The sequence below is a fragment of the Synechococcus sp. W60.3 genome, from assembly GCF_047502615.1.
Classification (GTDB): domain Bacteria; phylum Cyanobacteriota; class Cyanobacteriia; order Thermostichales; family Thermostichaceae; genus Thermostichus.
Map to the genome: position 1 here is coordinate 5,381 of NZ_JANSHJ010000018.1, position 14,664 is coordinate 20,044.

At 59.9% G+C, this 14,664-nt stretch carries 11 protein-coding genes; 2 read left to right on the forward strand and 9 right to left on the reverse strand.

From position 1 onward, the window contains the following. Nucleotides 1-1,479, reverse strand: a 1,479-nt coding sequence (locus tag NW846_RS07745; RefSeq protein ID WP_414515697.1) for a serine/threonine protein kinase, incomplete at its 3' end; no start/stop codon positions are given. A 261-nt stretch (nucleotides 1,480-1,740) separates the two neighbouring features. Between NW846_RS07745 and NW846_RS07750 the strand changes: the two genes are divergently transcribed. Together NW846_RS07750 and glyS are read left to right on the forward strand one after the other, a co-directional pair. Continuing rightward, a complete protein-coding gene (locus NW846_RS07750; protein ID WP_414515699.1) occupies nucleotides 1,741-3,819 on the forward strand; it encodes a cation:proton antiporter in 2,079 nt (692 codons plus the stop codon). Nucleotides 3,820-4,295: 476 nt separating this feature from the next. Further along, nucleotides 4,296-6,494, forward strand: a complete 2,199-nt coding sequence (gene glyS, locus NW846_RS07755; protein ID WP_414346937.1) for a glycine--tRNA ligase subunit beta — start codon at nucleotides 4,296-4,298, stop codon at nucleotides 6,492-6,494. A gap of 42 nt (nucleotides 6,495-6,536) precedes the next feature. On the opposite strand, the gene NW846_RS07760 is transcribed toward glyS, so the two are convergent. From NW846_RS07760 to NW846_RS07795, 8 genes are all read right to left on the reverse strand, one after another. Beyond that, nucleotides 6,537-7,460 carry a fructosamine kinase family protein gene (locus NW846_RS07760; RefSeq protein WP_011431633.1) on the reverse strand — a complete coding sequence of 308 codons (924 nt, stop codon included), beginning with the start codon at nucleotides 7,458-7,460 and terminating at the stop codon, nucleotides 6,537-6,539. A 7-nt stretch (nucleotides 7,461-7,467) separates the two neighbouring features. Then, the gene (locus NW846_RS07765) at nucleotides 7,468-7,920 is read right to left on the reverse strand and encodes a hypothetical protein (protein ID WP_011431634.1); all 453 of its coding nucleotides are present in this window, start codon (nucleotides 7,918-7,920) and stop codon (nucleotides 7,468-7,470) included. 112 nt (nucleotides 7,921-8,032) lie between these two features. Then, on the reverse strand, nucleotides 8,033-8,572 hold the full coding sequence (locus NW846_RS07770; protein WP_414346936.1) for a GTP-binding protein: 540 nt from the start codon (nucleotides 8,570-8,572) through the stop codon (nucleotides 8,033-8,035). 56 nt (nucleotides 8,573-8,628) lie between these two features. Further along, nucleotides 8,629-9,183 (reverse strand): protoglobin domain-containing protein, encoded by a 555-nt coding sequence (locus NW846_RS07775; RefSeq protein WP_011431636.1) that lies wholly within the window; start codon nucleotides 9,181-9,183, stop codon nucleotides 8,629-8,631. 53 nt (nucleotides 9,184-9,236) lie between these two features. Further along, nucleotides 9,237-9,605: a roadblock/LC7 domain-containing protein gene (locus tag NW846_RS07780; protein ID WP_011431637.1), complete on the reverse strand. Its 369-nt coding sequence runs from the start codon at nucleotides 9,603-9,605 to the stop codon at nucleotides 9,237-9,239. Nucleotides 9,606-9,729: 124 nt separating this feature from the next. Next, nucleotides 9,730-10,611, reverse strand: a complete 882-nt coding sequence (locus NW846_RS07785) for a DUF4388 domain-containing protein (protein WP_011431638.1) — start codon at nucleotides 10,609-10,611, stop codon at nucleotides 9,730-9,732. 334 nt (nucleotides 10,612-10,945) lie between these two features. Then, a complete protein-coding gene (locus NW846_RS07790; protein ID WP_099812672.1) occupies nucleotides 10,946-11,779 on the reverse strand; it encodes a DUF4388 domain-containing protein in 834 nt (277 codons plus the stop codon). 282 nt (nucleotides 11,780-12,061) lie between these two features. Further along, nucleotides 12,062-14,548 carry a heavy metal translocating P-type ATPase gene (locus NW846_RS07795; protein WP_414346935.1) on the reverse strand — a complete coding sequence of 829 codons (2,487 nt, stop codon included), beginning with the start codon at nucleotides 14,546-14,548 and terminating at the stop codon, nucleotides 12,062-12,064. Between the last annotated feature and the right edge of the window lie 116 nt (nucleotides 14,549-14,664).

A 14,664-nucleotide genomic window follows, 5' to 3' on the forward strand; every position in this document is an offset into this window, starting at 1 on the left:
ATGCACCTGATGGCGGCGCTGTTGGGTGAACCGTGTGGGCACGGCAACCGGTCGGGGCGGCGGCGCAGCAGGCACTGGAGTGGGAGGGGACACCTGCCGAGTTGGAGCAGGGGGCTGAGGGGTAGAGGACACTGCCTCTGGAGTTGCCGCTGGCCTGGGTGTGGGCTCGCTTGCGGACTCACCGATTCCCAGATCTGGGGCGGGATCATCCTCAAACACCGGTTTGCCCTCCGGATCCCGTAGCAGCCAGTCCAGCAGGGGTTCAGGAGTGGCTGAGGGATCCCGCTCGGAGCCGCCGACGCGATGGGTATCAGGTCGTTCGGGGGCAGCAGGCGGTCTTTCGCTGCCTGGGCCCGGATCCAACAGCAGACGCAGGCCCCAGAAGGTGCTCCCCGCAATGGCCACAAAAAGGGCTATCCCAGCCCAGAGGGGAAACGGCTTGGCCTCGGGCTCTGCCTGGGTACTGAGCAGGTGTGTGCCCGACTGCCCTGCATCCACCGCCGCCAGGGTGCGCTCGGAGAAGATGGGTGCGGCTGGGGGGGGCGCGAGGGAAGAGCTGGCAGCGCTCTGGGAGTGCAGGGATCCCTCCAATTGGGCGCTGAGAACCTTCATATCTTGGGGCCGCTGGCCGGGATCTTTAGCCAGACAAGCAAGCACCACTTCCTCCAGCGCCGGCGGGATCTCATGGGGCAACTGGGAGCGGTCGAAGGGCCGAGGCTGTTGGTAATTGTGGGCCTCGTACCAACCGGGAAAAGAATCGGTCTTCGGTTTTAGGGGGTGTTGACCGGTCAGCATGCGGTAGAGCACCACGCCGAACGAGTAGATATCGGAGCGGGGATCCAGTTCCTCGCCGCGCACCTGTTCGGGAGAGGCGTAGCGCACTGTGCCCAAAAAGCCGGTGGTTTGGGTGCCGAGGGCCAGGGAAACATCGCTGAGCAGCTTGGCAATGCCGAAATCCAGGATCTTGACCGTCTCCCCCAGGGTCTCATCTTTCAAGACAAAGAGATTGCTGGGCTTGATGTCGCGATGGATCACCCCCTTGATGAGGTGGCCATCTTGCTCGGTCTCCAAGTTGTGGGCGTAGTAGAGGCCAGCACACACCTGGCGGGCGATCTTCACCACCTGTTGCGGCGGCAGCAGCGGCTGCTTGAGCAGCAGTTCTCCCAAGCTGCGCCCCGTCAGGTATTCCATCACCAGATAGGGTTGGTTGTTCTCCAGGCCGTAATCCAGCACCTTGACAATGGCCGGGTGCTCCCCCAGCAGCGTGCTGATGCGAATTTCCTGCTGAAAGCGCTTGAGCAAGTGACGACGGGTGTTTTCATCGCCTGCCAAGTTCTGGTGCAACAGCTTCACCGCCACTGGGCGATTGAACAGGCGGGTATCCACAGCCTTGAACACCTGCCCCATGCCCCCTGCCGCAATGCTCTGAACCAGTTGATAGCGCTGACCGATCACTTTTCCAGGAGCAAGCTGGTTCATAAGCGGCCCAAGAGCATGTACCCTCCGATTTTAATGGGTGTCTCTCGAAAGTTTCTCTCGCCTCTTTGCGGGCGCCACCGCCAGGCTGTCTTCATTCCCAGCGTGTTTTTGATGTATTTTGAATGCTTGTTAAACGTCCTGTCGGAGATTGAAGACTGGACGAAGGCTGCGAGCGATGGGGAGCTATCTGGATCTGGATGAATCTGATAGACTCAGGCGGGCGCTTTGCCGAGTCTCTGCGTTGGTGTCTGTCGGGTATTTATGCGAGCTAGCTGGCTGCAAATCTCAGGGATCCCTCTGGCCACGCTCGGCCCGGTGAAAAACCCGGTGCTGGTGTTCCTGATCATCCTGACGATCATGCTGGTGGCGCCGCTGCTGTTTGAGCGGCTGCGCCTGCCGGGGATCATCGGCCTGATCTTGGCCGGCTTGGTGGTGGGGCCCTACGGCTTGGGCATCCTGCAGCGGGACGAGACCATCGTCTTATTGGGCACCGTGGGGCTGCTGTTTCTCATGTTCATGGCCGGGCTGGAGACCAGCCTGGAGGATCTGAAGCTAAATGCCTGGAAGGCCAGCATCTTTGGGGCGCTCACCTTTCTGTTGCCAATGGTGATCGGCACGGCGGCCATGCTGGCTTTGGGGTATGGCTTTTTGGCGGCGGTGCTGGTGGCCTCGTGTTTTGCCTCCCATACCCTCATCGCCCTGCCGATCGTCTCCAAGTTGGGCCTGATGCGCTTGCAGACGGTGACGGCCACCTTGGGGGCGACGCTAATTACCAATGTCTTGGCGTTGTTGGTGCTGGCGGTGGTGGTGCGCGCCCACCAAGGCGAGCTGACGCTGCAATTTTGGCTGACGCTGATCCCCTCGATTGCCCTCTACACCTTGGCCACCCTCTGGGGGGTGCCCAAGCTGGGCGGTTGGTTTTTCCGGCGCTTTGGCCACGACGAGGGGGCAGAGTTTACCTTTGTGATTGCCACCTTGTTCGTGGTGGCCTACGGAGCGGGGTTGATCGGCATTGAGCCGGTGGTGGGCGCCTTTTTGGCCGGGACGGCCATTACCCCCATCATCCCCCAGCTCAGCCCCCTCATGAACCGCATTCAGTTTATCGGCAACACGTTGTTTGTGCCGTTTTTCTTGATCTCGGTGGGGATGCTGATCAATCCCGGCATTCTCTTGGGAGAGCCGCGCACGCTGCTGGTGGGCGGAGTGATGATTGCAACGGAGGTGGTGAGCAAGTTTCTGGCCGCTTGGATCCCGGCCCAACTGTTTGGCTGGCGCTTTGCCAGCACGATGATCATGTTCGGTTTGTCGGTAGCGCAGGCGGCGGCTACCCTGGCGGCGATCACGGTGGCCTTTCAGGTGGAGTTGGTGGATGAGCTGACGGTGAACGGCACCATTGCCATGATCCTGGTGACCTGTGTTGCCTCGCCTTGGATTGTGGCCCGCTGGGGAGAGCAAATGCAGCCAGCCGAAGTGGCGGCAGAGTCCACCGAATTGCCCAAGCCGGATTGGGGAGCTCGCGTCTTGGTGCCGGTGGCCAACCCGGATACTGAGAGGAACCTGTTACAGTTGGCTTTGATTTTGGCCAAAAAAGATGGGGGAACGCTGCTGCCGCTGCATGTTTTGTCTGACCGCGCCGGGATCTCGCCGGCAGCCCTGGCCCGGCAGGAGCAGTTGCTGACTTTCGCAGAAGCTCTGGCCCACAGCGCCGTGACCCGAGTGGAGCCGATTCGGCGGGTGGATGACTCGGTGGAAAAAGGGATCATTCGCTCGGCGGCGGAACGGCAGGCAACCTTGGTGATCCTGGGCTGGAAGGGCTACTCCACCTATACAGAGAACTTTTTCGGCAGCATCATTGACGCGGTGGTGCGGCAGGTGGGGATCCCAGTCTTGATTACGCGGTTTCCGGTACCCATCGAGACGGCGCGCCGCATCCTCTTGGTTGCACCGGAGCTGGAGGTCTCTCCCGGATCCCTACAGCAGACCATTGGGCTGGCGCAAACGCTGGCCGGCGAATTGAAAGCAGGTTTGCAGATCCTGCTGGTGCAAACCCGACCTGGGCGGAAAAGCTCCCCAGCCTTGCCGGCAGAAAGCTATGCCCACTTGCCGGTTCAGCGGGTGCAGGGGGGGGTGGTGGCGGAAGCCTTCAAAGCGCTGCAGCCAGGAGATGTGTTGGTATTGGTTCCCAGCGAAACCGGCAACCGGTCGCGTCTGGGCCGAGAGCCGGAGACCATCGCCCGCAACCGACCCAGCCTTCCCATCATCGTGGTGCATTTGCCACGGGATTCAGCTCATCCCTTGCGCCAAGGAGAGGGGGTTCTGGCGGCCGCAGAGCCCACTTGACAGGGATGGCATTGGGGTGTTGTCTGGCGGACTGGAGCTCTTGTCTCAACGACGCCCCGGCTCCCCTGGTAAACTGGGATACCCCAGGTTCGGAGCAGTCGTGAGCCAGAAGGGAGGCCCAGAGCCATAGACTATGTTGATTGAGGAAGTGGGGATGGTACCCTACGGAGCACAGGAGCATGACTCTAGTCAATAATAAGCTCAACTATACTGAAAATGATGTATAATATGTTCAGTGCGGATTACTACCAGTTGATCTTTCTGTTTACTTGCGAGTCTGCCAACATGGTAGCCAAAGCAAAGCAGAAAATTGGTAGTAAGACGACACGGAAACTGCGCTTTGGGTATTCTACTCAAAGCTTTGCGGGATACCGCCATTCTGTTTGGACTCCGTCCCGCTAACGCGAATGGAAACAAACAGAATGCTATCGCTGCATAGTTGAACAGTGATGTTCAGCAGTGTTCAGCGTAAATGTATCAGTATGGTTGCCTATTTGCTGGAAGTCGGCTGTGAGGAACTCCCGGCCAGTTTTGTGGATTCGGCCCTAGAGCAGTGGCGAACCGGGATCCCGGCCTCTTTGGCGGAGGCTCATCTGCAAGCGGAGCAGATGCAGCTTTTCGGTACGCCGCGCCGCCTGGCGGTTCTGTTGCAGGGGTTGCCCACCCAGCAGCCGGATCGCACCCTAGAGGTGAAGGGGCCACCGGTTCAGGTCGCCTACCAAGATGGCCAGCTCACTCCTGCCGGGGAAAAATTTGCCCAAAAACAAGGGGTGGATCCCGGCAGCCTGGAAATCCGGCAAGTGGGCAAGGGATCCTTTGTGTTTGCGGTGCAGCGGGTGCGGGGCCGACCGACGGCGGCGGTGCTCCAGGAATTGGCGCCCACCTGGATCACCAGCCTGAGCGGCGAACGGCTGATGCGCTGGGGCTATGGAGACCTGAAGTTTCCCCGTCCCATCCGCTGGCTGGTTTCCCTTTGGGAGGATCAGGTGTTGCCTTTGCTCTGGCCTACCTCCGAGGGAAATTCTTTGCCGGGCCTGGTGGCGGGGCGGGTGAGCCGGGGGCACCGCGTTTTGGGATCCCAGCAGGTTGTCCTGGAGCGGGCCGAGAGCTACGTTCAGCAAATGCAAGCGGCCGGGGTCAGCCCCGATCCGGCGGCGCGGGCAGCGCACATCCAGGCGGAGGTGGCCAAGCTGGCCAGGCAGGTGAACGGGCAAGCGCAGATCCCTTCCTCTCTGCTGCGGGAGGTGGTGCAGTTGGTGGAGTGGCCGACGGCGGTTCTGGGGCGCTTTGAGCCGGAGTTTTTGCGATTGCCCGTGGCGGTGATCGAGACGGTGATGATCACCCACCAGCGCTACTTCCCAGTGCGGGATGGCCGGGATCCCCAGAAACTGCTGCCCTACTTCATCACCATCTCCAACGGCGACCCCCGGCAAGCGGAGCGGATTGCAGCAGGCAACAGCCGGGTGGTGCGGGCACGCCTGGCCGATGCTCGCTTTTTCTACGAGGAGGATCGGCGGATCCCGTTGGCCCAGCGGGTGGAACGCCTGCAGGCAGTTACCTTTGCCGAAGGGCTGGGATCCATGCGCGACAAGGTGGAGCGCATCCGCCAAATTAGCCGTCTCATCGCCGCTGCCTTGAAGTTGGATCCGCAGGAGCAGGCGCTGGTGGATCGCACCGCTTACCTGTGCAAGGCGGATCTGGTGACCCAGATGGTGTACGAGTTTCCCGAGCTGCAGGGGATCATGGGCGCCGAGTACGCCCGGCAGGATGGGGAACCGGAGGCGGTGGCGGAGGGGATCGAACAACACTACTGGCCCCTGGGGGCAGGGGAGGCCTTGCCCGCCTCTTTAACCGGACGGGTGGTGGGCTGGGCGGATCGCCTCGATACCCTGGTGGGCATGTTTCGCTTGGGGCAGATCCCTACTGGTTCTTCGGATCGCTTTGCCCTGCGGCGGGCCGCCAACAGCCTGGTGTTGATTGCCTGGGATGCCGGCTGGACCTTTGACTTCAACTCCCTGTTGCAGAGGGTGGTGCAGGACTACGCGGCAGGCGACGAGAAGACCTTGAAGGCTTTGCAGGAGTTTTTGCTGCAGCGGCTGCAAATCCTTCTGCAGGAGGAAAAGCGGATTGATTACGACCTGGTCAGGGCAGTGGTTGGGGATCCAGAAGCGCTGCAAGAGGGGGAGCCAGCAAAGTCCGACCTCCCTCGGCGAGCCTTAGCCAACCTGCCCCTCACCCTGCTGCGGGCTGAGTACCTGCAACACCTGCGAGCCACCGGGGAATTGGCGGATCTCTACCCCACCCTCAATCGCTGTGCCCGCCTGGCCGCCCAGGGAGACTTGGACAGCGCCGTGCTGGATCCGGCAGCGGCTGTGGATGCCGACCTGTTGCAGGAGGCGGCAGAACGGGAGCTGTACGAGGCTTGCCAGAGGGTTTACCGCCTGGGGGTGGAGCCAGCCCTCCAAGGAGACTTTACCCCACTGGTGGAGGGCCTGCAGGCAGCAGCCCCCGCAGTGGATCGTTTTTTCGAGGCGGTTTTGGTCATGGATCCGGATCCCAGGCTGCGGGCCAACCGGCTGAACCTGTTGGGGGTATTGCGCAACCAGTCCCGTTTGCTGGGAGATATGGGAGCTGTGGTCATGGCAGGAGAGGCTGCGCCAGCAAAGAGCCACTAAGGAACCAGTAACTGGGCGCAATCATCCTTGGGGGCGGGAGATTCATCCAAGAAAGCTTAAGCATTGCTGCAAGGCCCGCTGCACTGAGCCCAGGTAGCCCTCTCCAAACAAGTTGAGATGGTTGAGCCAGTGGTAGAGCTGGTAGAGGGGCTTGCGCTGGCAATACCCCTCGTCCAGGGGATAGGCCTCTTGATAAGCCCGGTAGAACTCTGCCGGGAAGCCGCCAAAAAGCTCGGTCATCGCTAAATCCGTCTCCCGATCCCCGTAGTAGGTGGCTGGGTCAAAAATCACCGGCGAGCCGTCGGGCAAGGCGCCGTAGTTGCCGCCCCAGAGATCCCCGTGCAGCAGAGACGGGACGGGTCGGTAGTCCAGAAAGAAAGTCTCTAGCTCCGCCATTACCCGCTCGGCTTGCGCCACCCACGCGCCGCGGTAACCCCGCTGACAAGCCAGCTTGACCTGGTAGAGCAGTCGCTGTTCCCGGTAGAAGTCCAGCCAGTTCTGTCGCCAACTGTTGATCTGCGGCGTCGAGCCGATGGTGTTGTTGCGATCCCAGCCGTAGTGGCCGTTGGGGGAGAGCGTGCGGTGTAACTGGGCCAACTGGGATCCCAGCAGACTCCCCGTTTGGGGGCGGGGCGAGGTCAGCTCCAGATATTCCAACACCAGGTAGGCTTGCCCACCGACGGATCCCCAGGCCATCGGCTGCGGCACCCGCACAGCCTTGGCTGCCGCCAAAGTTTGCAGGCCTGCCGCTTCCGCCGCAAACATCTCCAGCGCTCCCTCTCCTCCCCGTGCCACTTTAACAAAGTAGTCCCTAGTTTCCTGGGCAGAAAAAGCTTGGAGCGCACAGGAGAGCCGGTAGGCAGCGTTGATGCTGCCCCCGCCCACAGGACGGTAGTGTAGAGGACGCAAGGGATCCCCTGTGATTTCAGAAAGGTGCTGAGCGACGGCCTGCCAAAAGTTCTGCATCAGTACCCTATTTTCCTTCCGTGGGCGTCGCTGCCTCAGGATCTAAAACAGCTCCTGCCCCGTAGGAGTCGATGTCAACCGCTTGGGATCCCCCCACCGCCAACAGCTCCATCAGGGATCCCAGCCGCCACCAGATCAATCCTGCTGTGCTGAAGACAAGGATCCCGCCCACCAGAGCAGCCAAGCCCAAAGATAGGCCAAACACGTTCAAACAGGCAGCCACAAAGCCGAAGGTAAACACACAGCAGAGAGTATAGGTGAGGATCACCCCCGGCGTGCGGTAGCGAATCTGCCCCTGGCTCTCTCGGTTCTGCTGCCAAAGAGCTACCTGGTACTCCAACTTGTCTTTAAAGATGATGCCGAAAATAACCGCGAAGAAGCTGAGCAGGGCAATGGCCGAGTAGATAGGGGGGTTGACAAAGCTACGGGAAAACTCGCCGCCAGCGTAAAGAGACTCCATGAAGCTTACCTAATCCCAGTCCTCCTTAGCTTAACATTTCTTAGCATCTTCTGCTGCGGAGTCAGCATCTAAGAGAAATCGGAGCAGGTCGAGCCGTCTCAGCTACCCCCTCTCAGACAACCACCTGGGGCATCAGTTGCTCAACCAATAGGAGCAGCGTGTTGGCCACAGAGGCCGGCTCTTGGGCATTTAGGGTCGTGTGGGGAATCGATTGGTTGTTCAAGATCAGCAAAATATCTTCTGGATCCCAGGCATTGGGGTGATCGACATGGGTGATCCCAATAATCGAGGGAACATCTGTCCTCGCCTTCATGAAAGCTTGAATAGCCTGAGCGTTGCGAAACTGACCGGGCAGGTGGGCGGGCACCAAAAGGATGTACCCATGGGCGCGCCGGATCAAAATATCCCACATAAAGCTGAAGCGGGCCTGGCCGGGGGTGCCGTAGAGATGCAGCCACATCTCTTCTTCCTCTTCTCCGATCCTCAGGCGGCCAAAGTCCATGCTGACCGTTGTGCTCTGCTTCAGCTCTGCCACCTCATCGGTGGCCTTGCGATCTGTATCGACCACTTCGATCTCACTAATGGTGCGGATAAAAGTGGACTTTCCAGCCCCCACCGGCCCGGTTACGACGATGCGGAGAATGTTGTCCATAGTCAGCCCCTGCCCTAAACCCCTAGCCTAAATCTGCCCCTAGAGCCCTTGCCGAATTAAGAAGCTAAGTTGCTGGCGCCGGTGGCAATAAGACGCTTAAACAACGCCTCGCTCATGCCCGTTTCCTGCTGCACAGCGTTGTAAGCCACCTCCAGATAGGCTTGCTCGATAAAGGAGAGATCGATCATGCAGACCTTGCTCAGGCTCATCCGCAGTTGCTCGGGCTTGCCCTCTTTGACCAGCCGGCGGCTCACCTCCTGCACAACCGTGGCCATGGCCGGCACCACGTGTTGAGGGCCAATGCCAACGCGCACATGAACTAGGCCAATTTTCCAGCGGCGCTCGGCGTACTGGGGGCCCCAGTTGTCCATGCCTGTAAACATTTCCTTAAACCAGTCCGTAAAAGTCTGGCCCAGCCGTTGCCGGTTGTGCTTAGCAATAACAGCTGCCATCTCAGCATCGCGATCCAAATAGCCGTAAAAGGCATCCGACATTTCTGTGGCGATGCTGCTGCCCCAGTCGGCACTTTGCTGCAAAATCTTCCTGTCTTCGTCTGTAAATTCGGTGCGCGAGATCAAGACTTGCAGCAGCTCCAAAGGTTTGATAGTCATAGTTCCCTCAAAATCAAGCGAAAATCAAAACCCAGCTTCCCTGCTTAGCTTGCCTACTTCATCGCTTCTGCAATGCTTGCGGCCACTCGCTTCATTTCCAAAAAGAGCAAGCCTTGCTTAACTTCATGGCTGGCTAGCGTCAGCAAAACGGCGTCAGGTCCGCAACTGGTTAAAACGCCGTACCCTTTTTCTCCCTGCACAAAAATTCTCTCTATGGCTCCGCGGCTCAGCTCTTTCCCAATTCGTTCCCCCAGAGAAAGCATAGCCGCCGACATGGCCGATGCCCTTTCTTCGTCCATGCCTGCCGGCAATGCAGAGGCCAGAGGCAAGCCATCTGGCGTGACCACTGCTGCTCCTTGAACTTCCGGCGTGCTGGAAACGTAATTCTGGAGAATTGCTTGCAAAGAGGATAAATTAGCCATCCTTTCTCTCCCTGCTTTCAAGACTTTTTGTCATTTTTTCTCGTATCTATTTGCTGATACTTCTATCTGCTGTAGAAATAGTACTGCAAAGATCTGCCAGAAGATCTCCTCGCTCAAAAATCTCTCACTTATCCCGAACCCCCCTCAGCAAAGTAGCCAGCCGCGAGACGAGGGAGGGCTTAACCCGGTCGCTTCCCTGTGAGAAAGAGGGTAGTTTGGTGCTCGGCTTTTCCTTCGCAGCTTCCAAGCTTTCTGCCACCGCCGTCAACTTGTCCGAAACCAGCAAAGAGGGAACAATGGCCGTTGGGCCATCACAGGGGCTGATGAGCCCCAGCTTGGCCAGGCGGGCGCAGGCATAGCGCACTTCCAGAAGATCTGCCCCCAACGCCCGGGCCAACTCAGCCAGGTTGCGAGAGGGGGAAACTCCCTCCAAGACTCCCCACTCCAAAGGCGAAAGCCTGTACAAGGGCAGCTCGCTGCTGGTGCGCCAGAAGTAGCTGTCCGGCTGCGGCAGACTTTCTTCAGGACGCTGGTCCAGCTTGAGCTGCTGCAGCGCTTCCAAAACCACGGCACTGGCACCCTTGCTCAGGCCGGTCATCTCGCGATAGGGCAGGCGCACACTAGGCAAGAAGCTGAACTGGCCCGCTTCCAGGGCAAACAAGCTGTAGAGACCTACCTGCAGTTGGTGGCGAAAGAGCTTGGCCAAAGCCACAGGCGAAATTAACCCCTGCCGCTGCAGACACCGCCCCAGCGGCTCTTCCGGGCCACAGAAAGAGGCCAGCTTTTCCACCACCCGCTCGCTAACCAGGCCGGAGCGGGCCAGCAAACCCTCCAAGCGATGTTCCTCTTCGGGGGGCAGAGCTGCAATCACCCGACCTTGGTAAAACCAGATTTTGTAGATGCCGTTTGGGGCCCAGACGGAAAGTTGACCTGTTTTGCTGCCTTTTTCGATGAGCTGCAACAGATCGGGAAGGGAAAATTCTTGGAGGTCTCCAACGATAGCCATGGCAATTCTTTAGCCTCCATTAAGTTGAATATTGGCGCTTTCAGGGATCCTCACGGACACCACCATTCTCATTCCCTGATTCCCTGTCAACAACCGTGTAGCGACGGCAAAGCCATCTTCGCTCAAGTACTCAACCTGGCAGCAATTCTACTGATGAACGATCTTTTTGGAGAGATAAAGTCTAAGCGTTGAGCTGCGTAAGATTTTGGCATCAATTCCTATTACTTTTGTGTTGCTTTGGTCCAGATCTGTTACAGCCATCCAGTTCATCTTTACCTAAATTAACTTCGTAAAGCCGGCGTAGGAGCATGCAATAGAATTTTACTCTACCGGCTTATTTTTCGCGCATGGTTTTGAGGAGAGTAGATAGGCGGCTGACCAAGGAAGGCTTGACCGGCTCCTTCTCTTCCCGAAGGTTGGGGAGAAGCTTAGAAGCCGCCGCAAGCGCAGGCTGGGGTGAAGCGGCCGAGCTGTCGCAGGGGCTGAGCAACCCCAGCTTGGCCAGGCGGGCGCAGGCATAGCGGACTTCTAAGAGATCTGCCTTTAGGGCTTGGGCCAACTCAACCAGGTTGCGAGCGGGCGAAACCTGCTCCAAGATTGCCCACTCCAGGGGCGAGAGTTTGTACAAGGGCAACTCGGTGCTGGTACGCCAGAAGTAGCTGTCCGGCTGGGGCAGATTTTCTTCCGGGCGCTGATCCAACCGAAGCTGCTGCAGCGCTTCCAAAGCCACGGCACTGGCTCCTTTGCTCAGGCCGGTCATCTCGCGGTAGGGCAGGGGCACGTTGGGCAAGAAGCTAAACTGTCCCGCTTCCAGGGCAAAGAGGCTGTAAAGCCCCACCTGCAGTTGATAGCGAAAGAGCTTGGCCAAAGCTGCAGGGGAAATAAACCCCTGCCGCTGCAAGCAGAGGCCCAGAGGCTCCTGCAAGCTGCAGAGGGAGGCCAAATCTGCCACGACTTGCTGGCTGACCAGGTTTAAGCGCACCAGCAAGCGCTCCAACTGATGCTCTTCTTGGGGAGACAAGGCCGCCACCACTCGCCCCTGATACAGCCAAACTCGATAAATGCCATTGGGCCCCCAAATGGAGAGTTGGCCTGTTTTCTTTCCTTTTTCCATCAAATGCAACAGCTCGGCTAGGGAAAATTCCTGAAGATCTCCAAGCATTGCCATGTCTCTGCCCTCTCTCCAACTTTCGGATCTGACTTTTTCAGTGTTTTCACGGTTTTTCCCTTGCTACGCAAGGTACAAAACGAGGCAGCTTTGGGCCAGCGCAAGCCTCATTATTACATTTGGCTTTTCAAAAGTCAAAGCTAATTAATTTCCTTGATTGAACTTAATCGAGATCGCTGCTTCCTACTAGGCCTGAGCAGGGCAAAAGTTGTGGCAGAAGTCAGTAAAACTTCGGAAATAGAAACAGATAGTAGGCGGAATATTGGTTGTCTTTAACACTTTTTAATTTTGCTCGTCAGGGGATCCACCACTTATAAAAGTTCTCCTGAGAAGGAGTGAATTGAAGATTACACTGAGGGAGCTGAAGGCCATGAGGCCGCCGGCCAGGGCGGGGCTGAGGCCGATGCCGAAGCTGGGCAGGAGCGCACCGGCAGCCACCGGGATCCCGACCCAGTTGTAGGCGAAGGCCCAGAGGAGGTTTTGCTGGATCTTGCGGAAGGTGGCGCGGCTGAGACGGATGGCTTCCACGACGTCCCAGAGGCGGTTGCGCATGAGGATGATATCGGCAGTCTCGAGGGCGGCAGCGGTGGCAGAGTGCAGAGCCATGCCCACGTCAGCTTGGGCCAGGGCGGGGGTGTCGTTGATGCCATCACCCACCATGGCGACTCTTTGACCCTGGGCCTGCAGATCTCGGATAACCTGAGCTTTGTCTGCCGGCTGCACCTCGGCGATGACGCGGATCCCTGGCACCTGCAAGGCCTGGGCCACCTGCTGGGCCACCTCGGTTCGGTCGCCGGTTAGCAGGACTACCTGCAGGCCCATTTGCCGAAGCCGTTGCAGCGTTGCCCGGGCGTCGGGCCGCAAGGGATCCTGGGCCGCCAACAGCCCCACCAGGGATCCCGCCACGGCCACCCCCACCACCGTTTTGCCAGCTTGTAGCAGCGCCTGGGCTTGGGCCTGCGCTTGCGGGGAAATCGGGATCCCTAGGGCGGCCAGCCCCTCTAAGGAGGCCAAGATGACCTCTTGCCCTTCCACCCGCGCCGAGGCCCCCAGGCCTGGCTGAGTGTAAAACTCGTCGGCAGAGAGCAGGGGTAGTCCTCGCTCGCGGAGGGCCCCCAAAATGGCCTGGGCCAGGGGATGGCGGGTGCCGCTTTCCACCGTGGCCGCCAGTTGCAGCAGCCGAGCCGGATCCAGAGAGGGGTCGAGGGCCAGGCAATCTGTTAGGTGCGGATCCCCCTGGGTGAGGGTGCCGGTTTTGTCGAAGACAACCGTTTGCAGGCGGTGGGTTTTCTCCAGGACATCGCCGCCGCGGATGAGCAGCCCCCGCTCCGCGCCCAGGCCGGTGCCCACCAGAATGGCCGTCGGCGTCGCCAATCCGAGGGCACAGGGGCAGGCCACCACCAGCACCGAGATGGCCAGCTTAAGGCTGAGGAGCAGAGGGGTGGGGTGGGGCGGGTGATCCGCCAGGTGCAGAGGGGAGTGAAGGCCGACCCCCCTCAGGAGCTCGCTGCCCCACAAGGGGATCCCAACCCAGTACCAGAAGGCGAAGGTGAGAAGGGCCAGCACCACCACCCCGTAGGTGAAGTAGCCGGCCACCCGGTCGGCCAGGCCCTGGATGGGGGCCTTGCGGGCCTGGGCTTCTTCCACCAAGCGGATGATCTGGGCCAGGGTGGTGTCTTTGCCGGTGCGCGTAGCTTGGCACAGCAGCAGCCCCGATTGGTTGACCGTCCCGGCCACGACCGGATCCCCTGGCTGTTTGAGCACGGGTAGGGATTCCCCGGTGAGCATGCCCTCGTCCACCGTGGCCTGGCCGGCAATTACTTCCCCATCCACCGGGATCTGCTCGCCAGCCCGCACCTGCAGCCAGTCTCCCACCTGCACCTGTTCCACGGGGCACTGCTCTGCCGCCAGCTCGCCTTTGCTCAGGTCTTCGGCTGGGGATCCTGACCGTTGAGAGGGTCGGACTCGCCAAGCAACGCTGGGGCGCAGGTTGAGCAGCGATTGCAAACTGCTGGCCGCCCGCAGACGGCTCTGCTGTTCCAGGGCCCGCCCCAGCAGGATGAAGCTGAGCAGCATCACCGGCTCTTCAAAGAAGCACTCCCAGCCCACCTGCGGGGCCAGCAACCCCACCAGACTGGCCAGGTAGGCGGATCCGGATCCCAGGGTGACTAGCGTGTTCATGTTGGGGGCCAGCCGCCGCGCCGCCCGCCAGCCGTCCAGGACAAGGCCGCGGGCCGGGCCGACAAAGGTCAGCGTCGCCAACCCCCAGTGCAGCCAGACGTCGTTGAGGACGGGCAGGCCCAGGCGGGCAAAAAGATCCAGGTGTCCAGCGGCAGAAATGAGCAGCAAAAAAACGGCGGTGAGGGCCTGGCGAAGGTGGTCTTGGGCTTGCCGCCGTTGCCGCGCGAGGGGATCCGCAGGCGCGTCCAGGGCATTGTCCCATCCGTCGGGGGAAGGAGCCTGAGCTTGGGGAAAATCGCCCCTGCCGGCGGCGCAAGAGCTGGGAAACCCTGCATCCGTCAAGATCCGGGCCAAATGCTCGGGATCAGGCTGGATCCCAGGGGCAAGTTCCACAAGAGCTGATTCGGTAACCAGGTTAACGCTGGCTTTGACCACCCCCGGCTGATTCAGCAGGGTCTGCTCGACGACCCGAACACAGCCGGCGCAGCTCATGCCCCCAACATGGAGCAGCAGGGATCCCTTTCCAGGCTCTTCCTGAGAGGACGGCTGAGCTATCCGCTCGGGGAACTTCGCATCCGCAGTAGCCATCTCCAATGCCTAGCGGGTCAACACAACTTTTCCCTCACCCCCAGCTCCCTCCCCCAGGGAGAGGGGGGAGCAGCTCCGCGGCAATTGGCAGCGAGCTTGGAGATAAGGAGATACCC

Coding starts and splice junctions, on each gene's coding strand:
- NW846_RS07750 (WP_414515699.1), top strand. CDS start 1,741: ATGCGAGCTAGCTGGCTGCAAATCTCAGGGATCCCTCTGGCCACGCTC.
- NW846_RS07760 (WP_011431633.1), bottom strand. CDS start 7,460: ATGCAGAACTTTTGGCAGGCCGTCGCTCAGCACCTTTCTGAAATCACA.
- NW846_RS07765 (WP_011431634.1), bottom strand. CDS start 7,920: ATGGAGTCTCTTTACGCTGGCGGCGAGTTTTCCCGTAGCTTTGTCAAC.
- NW846_RS07770 (WP_414346936.1), bottom strand. CDS start 8,572: ATGGACAACATTCTCCGCATCGTCGTAACCGGGCCGGTGGGGGCTGGA.
- NW846_RS07775 (WP_011431636.1), bottom strand. CDS start 9,183: ATGACTATCAAACCTTTGGAGCTGCTGCAAGTCTTGATCTCGCGCACC.
- NW846_RS07780 (WP_011431637.1), bottom strand. CDS start 9,605: ATGGCTAATTTATCCTCTTTGCAAGCAATTCTCCAGAATTACGTTTCC.
- NW846_RS07785 (WP_011431638.1), bottom strand. CDS start 10,611: ATGGCTATCGTTGGAGACCTCCAAGAATTTTCCCTTCCCGATCTGTTG.
- NW846_RS07790 (WP_099812672.1), bottom strand. CDS start 11,779: ATGGCAATGCTTGGAGATCTTCAGGAATTTTCCCTAGCCGAGCTGTTG.
- NW846_RS07795 (WP_414346935.1), bottom strand. CDS start 14,548: ATGGCTACTGCGGATGCGAAGTTCCCCGAGCGGATAGCTCAGCCGTCC.